We start from the raw sequence: 4,393 nt of genomic DNA, 5'->3' as shown, positions 1-4,393 counted from the left end.
ATTTATTGTATTGGTGGTTGATGAGTTTGCCGATTTGATGATGACAGCCGGTAAAGAAATAGAAACGCCGATTGCCCGTTTAGCACAGCTTGCCCGTGCTGTGGGGATACATTTGGTTATCGCTACGCAAAGGCCGTCGGTCAATATCATTACGGGTACCATTAAGGCCAACTTTCCGGCAAGGCTGGCGTTCAGGGTACAGAGCAAGATAGACTCACGTACCATCCTCGATTCGGGCGGTGCCGATCAGCTAATAGGCCGCGGAGATATGTTGCTGTCGACAGGCAACGACATCATCCGCCTGCAATGTGCCTTTGTTGATACGCCGGAAGTTGACCGTATCAGCGATTTTATCGGTTCGCAACGGGGATATGCCACGGCGCACTTTTTGCCCGAGTATGTGGGTGAAGGCGAGGCATCGAGTCCGAAGGAGTTTGACCCTGAAGACCGCGACCCGCTTTTTGTGGAGGCAGCGCATTTAATTGTAATGCACCAGCAAGGGTCAACATCGCTCATACAGCGTAAAATGAAACTGGGTTATAACCGGGCTGGCCGTATAATCGACCAGTTGGAAGCCTTTGGCATCGTCGGCCCGTTTGAGGGCAGTAAGGCCCGCGAGGTACTGATACACGATGAACATGAATTATTGCGCCACCTGGATGAGATAAATCAGAAAGATTAGCGTTAAACAAAAGGATGGAACAATTTTTGAGTAATTTGTATTGATAAATAGAATGAGGATAATGAAGAGCGCAATTATATTTTTTTTGCTGACAACAGGTACCATGACAGCCGCGATGGCGCAAAAAGACGACCAGGCGAAAGCTATTTTAAACGAGGTAAGCCGCAAGTATAAAACTTACGATATAGTAAAGACCAATTTTACCTACACTTTGGAAAGCCCCCAGGCCAATGTAAAAGAAACACAGACCGGTACCCTGGTGGCAAAATCGAAAGCTAATAAGTTTAAGGTAATATTGTACACCGAAGGCGGTTCAAAAGCACAAAGCGTGGCTCAGGAGCTGATTAGCGATGGCAAACAACAATGGACCTATTTGAAAAAAGACAACGAAGTACAGCTAAACGATGTAAGCAGTAATGACGATGCCCTAAACCCCGCGCACATTTTTACCATTTACGAAAAAGGCTTTAAATATATCTACACCGGCGAAGCCAGGGTTAACGGCATCACCTGCCAAACCATCGATATGACACCGACCGACGACAAAAAGACCTTTTTTAAAGTGCGTTTGATGATAGACAAAGCCAAAAAGCAAATCTACAGCGCGCTCATCTTCGATAAAAATGGTAATAAGTATACCTATACCATGCAAACATTCTCAACCAATACCACCGTGCCCGATACCTTTTTTGCTTTCGATGTAAAAGCGCATCCGGGGGTGGAAGTTGTTGATCTTCGATAGTTGCGATAGTATTGCGTAATGAGTATTGCGTAGTGCGATAAAGCCTGTTATATTTGAATTTAGTATCGCAATACGCAATACGCCCATCGCAATACTAAAAAGCATATCACAATAAAATGATCACCCTCACCAACCACACCCTCGAAAAATTAGAGCAATTGTTGCGTTCGGGCGGGTATAGGGTACGTTACGAGAAAGGGAACTTTAAAACCGGTGCCTGTGTGTTGCAAAACAGCAAGGTAGTGGTCATCAATAAATTTTCGAACCTGGAGAGTAAGATCCAATCCATCATCGACCTGTTTACCGAGCTTGAACTCGATTACCAACTGCTCGACGAAAAACAGGTTGCTTTGCTGCACCAGGTTAAACAAACAAAACTACAACTTTGACCATCACATTTTTAGGAACCGGAACTTCGCAGGGCGTACCTGTTATTGCCTGCGATTGCCAGGTGTGCGCCTCGGCCGACCCTAAGGACAAGCGGCTGCGCTCATCGGTGATGGTGGAGATCGATGGTAAAGTGATCGTTGTCGACTCGGGGCCCGATTTTCGGCAGCAGCTGTTACGCGCCAATGTAAAACGTTTGGATGCCCTGCTTTTTACACACGAACACAAGGACCATACCGCGGGCATGGATGATATACGCGCCTTTAACTATCGTCAAAAAGCCCCCGTTGATGTGTACGCCACCGAGCGTGTGCAAGCGGCCTTAAAGCGGGAATTCGCCTATATATTTCATGAATATAAATATCCCGGGATCCCGGAACTCAATCTGCATACCATAGTCAATGAGCCTTTTGAGGTGGAGGGTATACCCGTTGTGCCGATTGCGGTCTTGCACTATAAACTGCCTGTACTGGGTTTTAGGTTTGGCGGTTTTACCTATATTACGGATGCCAAAACCATATCCGATGCCGAAAAGGAAAAGATAAAAGGATCAGATGTGCTGGTTATCAACGCGCTGCAAAGAGAGGAGCACATATCCCATTTTACCTTAGCCGAAGGCATCGCCTTCGCACAGGAGTTGGGCGCCAAACAAACCTGGTTTACGCACATCAGCCACCGCCTCGGCAAACATGCTGATGTAGCTTTGGAACTGCCTACCAACGTACGTTTGGCTTATGATGGCTTGAAGTTGGAGATGTAGTTACACGGTGAATATTTAACCCATCGCATCATCATAGCAGGAAAAATGTTATTCTAACTTAAAAAGAAATTATCTTTATATTGCTATATGTTTACTCGACTCCGTATGGTTGTTAATAACAACAACGTAGTTTGAGGTTAAAAACCTATTACAGCCACTATTAAAGCTTTAATGATCCAAATTAAGGTATGTCATATATTACCGATTTCTTTAAAATTATTGGCCGTTCGCTGATTTTTGTATATAAAATCATTATCTTTTTAGTACGAAAAGGGAATTTTCCTTCATTTAAGAAAATATTTTTTTCAGGGGAATTTGATTATATGTGGCCGGAGATGATTGGGTTTGCGTTTCTTATTGTATTGTTTTCTTTGATGCATTTTTTCAATGGTCGAAATATCCCCGCTTAAGTAAACTGTCGAGCGTAGCTTTGGAACTGCCGACCAACGTACGATTGGCTTATGATGGTTTGAAGTTGGAGATGTAATCACCCAAAACATATTTTCCCTGTAACATAAACAATCATACCAACGTCTATATACGAACATCTACCTTATAGCCGATGATTTTTCGTACCTGTTGTTTATTGTTGCTTTTATTTACTGCCCCGCTAACAAGGGCCGCTGATAAAACAATAGTTCTTCCAACAGGTAATATTACCTTCCCGGGTGCAAGGATGATAGACCCCGACGGCCAAGGCGATTTCAATACCCTGGTCATCCCGATCAAAAGGGCTCAAAACCTCATCATGATTGAAGCGAAGATTGATTCGCTGCAGGGCAATTTTATTTTAGATACCGGCGCGCCTTATCTGGTTTTGAATGAAACTTATTTCAGGGATGCTATACGCTATGGCAACGCCGATGATGCCGGGGGTATTAACGGCGATGCGACCGCTTTTCAAACCATCGTAAAAAAATTCAACATTGCCGAACTGAGTTACGACCGCCTGCAGGCAGATGTTACCGATCTTTCGGGCATCGAAAACAGTCGCGGCGTAAGGGTTTTGGGCTTGTTGGGAACCAGGTTGTTTGCCAAATTCGCCATCACGGTCGACCTTTTTCAAAACGAGCTGTACATACACAAACTGGATAAGGACGGCAATATCCCTGCCGGTGAAGAGATCTTCCACGATCCGTATTTGTCGATGCCGTTTAACTATGCCGACAATACCCTATACCTGAAAGCCGAAATTAGTGAGCACGCGTTTTGGTTCGCTTTTGATACCGGGGCCGAGACAAACCTGATAGATTACCGTTTATCAAAAAAAATAGCGGCATCCATACAGGTCATCAACCGGTCGAAGCTGACAGGCATAGGTGGCAGCACTTACGAACTGATATATGCCCGTTTTGATAAATTGGTAATTGGTGGGCGCAACTTCGAGAATAATAAATTTTTAATAGCCAGTATGGATAAGATGGGGAAATCGTACGGGCATAGTGTTGATGGTATGCTTGGCTTCGACTTTTTTGCTCGTGGCGTTTTTACCATTAACTTCGTTAAAAAACAATTTGATATGTACATTAGTAAAGACCAGTAGCAGATGAGAGGGACAAGGTACATAGGATTGATGATTTTGTTGTTGCTTTTTGGCATCGAACGCTCCGTGGCGCAAAACCAACGGGTGGATTTTGTCATCGAGAACGACAATATGATACTGACTATTGACCTTAAACTGAAGAAAGAGGAAATAGACAGTCTGCTGCGGATTGCCGACATACATGGTATCAGCGTAGACAATTTGCTTAACAATGAGTTTTCGCAATTGCTAAAGGATGGTTGGGAAGTACGTCAATCGGGCAAGAAAACTATTACGCTT

At 44.2% G+C, this 4,393-nt stretch carries 6 protein-coding genes; all 6 read left to right on the top strand.

The window, feature by feature from the left end; translation table 11 throughout:
* On the top strand, nucleotides 1–682 hold a 682-nt coding region (locus QZX97_RS07200), incomplete at its 5' end, for a DNA translocase FtsK (protein WP_295664517.1).
* A 61-nt stretch (nucleotides 683–743) separates the two neighbouring features.
* The gene (locus QZX97_RS07195) at nucleotides 744–1,424 is read left to right on the top strand and encodes an outer membrane lipoprotein carrier protein LolA (protein WP_295650143.1); all 681 of its coding nucleotides are present in this window, start codon (nucleotides 744–746) and stop codon (nucleotides 1,422–1,424) included.
* A gap of 116 nt (nucleotides 1,425–1,540) precedes the next feature.
* The gene (locus QZX97_RS07190; RefSeq protein WP_295650140.1) at nucleotides 1,541–1,813 is read left to right on the top strand and encodes a hypothetical protein; all 273 of its coding nucleotides are present in this window, start codon (nucleotides 1,541–1,543) and stop codon (nucleotides 1,811–1,813) included.
* Entirely contained in the window at nucleotides 1,810–2,571 is a 762-nt protein-coding gene (locus QZX97_RS07185) for an MBL fold metallo-hydrolase (protein WP_295664515.1), read from the top strand. The genes QZX97_RS07190 and QZX97_RS07185 overlap by 4 nt, the downstream gene beginning before the upstream one ends.
* 586 nt (nucleotides 2,572–3,157) lie before the next feature.
* Nucleotides 3,158–4,114 (top strand): aspartyl protease family protein, encoded by a 957-nt coding sequence (locus QZX97_RS07180; protein WP_295664513.1) that lies wholly within the window; start codon nucleotides 3,158–3,160, stop codon nucleotides 4,112–4,114.
* A 3-nt stretch (nucleotides 4,115–4,117) separates the two neighbouring features.
* On the top strand, nucleotides 4,118–4,393 hold a 276-nt coding region (locus QZX97_RS07175), incomplete at its 3' end, for a hypothetical protein (protein WP_295664511.1).

Origin of the sequence: uncultured Mucilaginibacter sp., from assembly GCF_903893715.1 — a bacterium.
Classification (GTDB): Bacteria; Bacteroidota; Bacteroidia; order Sphingobacteriales; family Sphingobacteriaceae; genus Mucilaginibacter.
Note: the sequence above shows the minus strand (reverse complement) of the source record. Positions and strands in the feature narration are given on the sequence as shown.

Coding starts and splice junctions, on each gene's coding strand:
- QZX97_RS07195 (WP_295650143.1), top strand. CDS start 744: ATGAAGAGCGCAATTATATTTTTTTTGCTGACAACAGGTACCATGACA.
- QZX97_RS07190 (WP_295650140.1), top strand. CDS start 1,541: ATGATCACCCTCACCAACCACACCCTCGAAAAATTAGAGCAATTGTTG.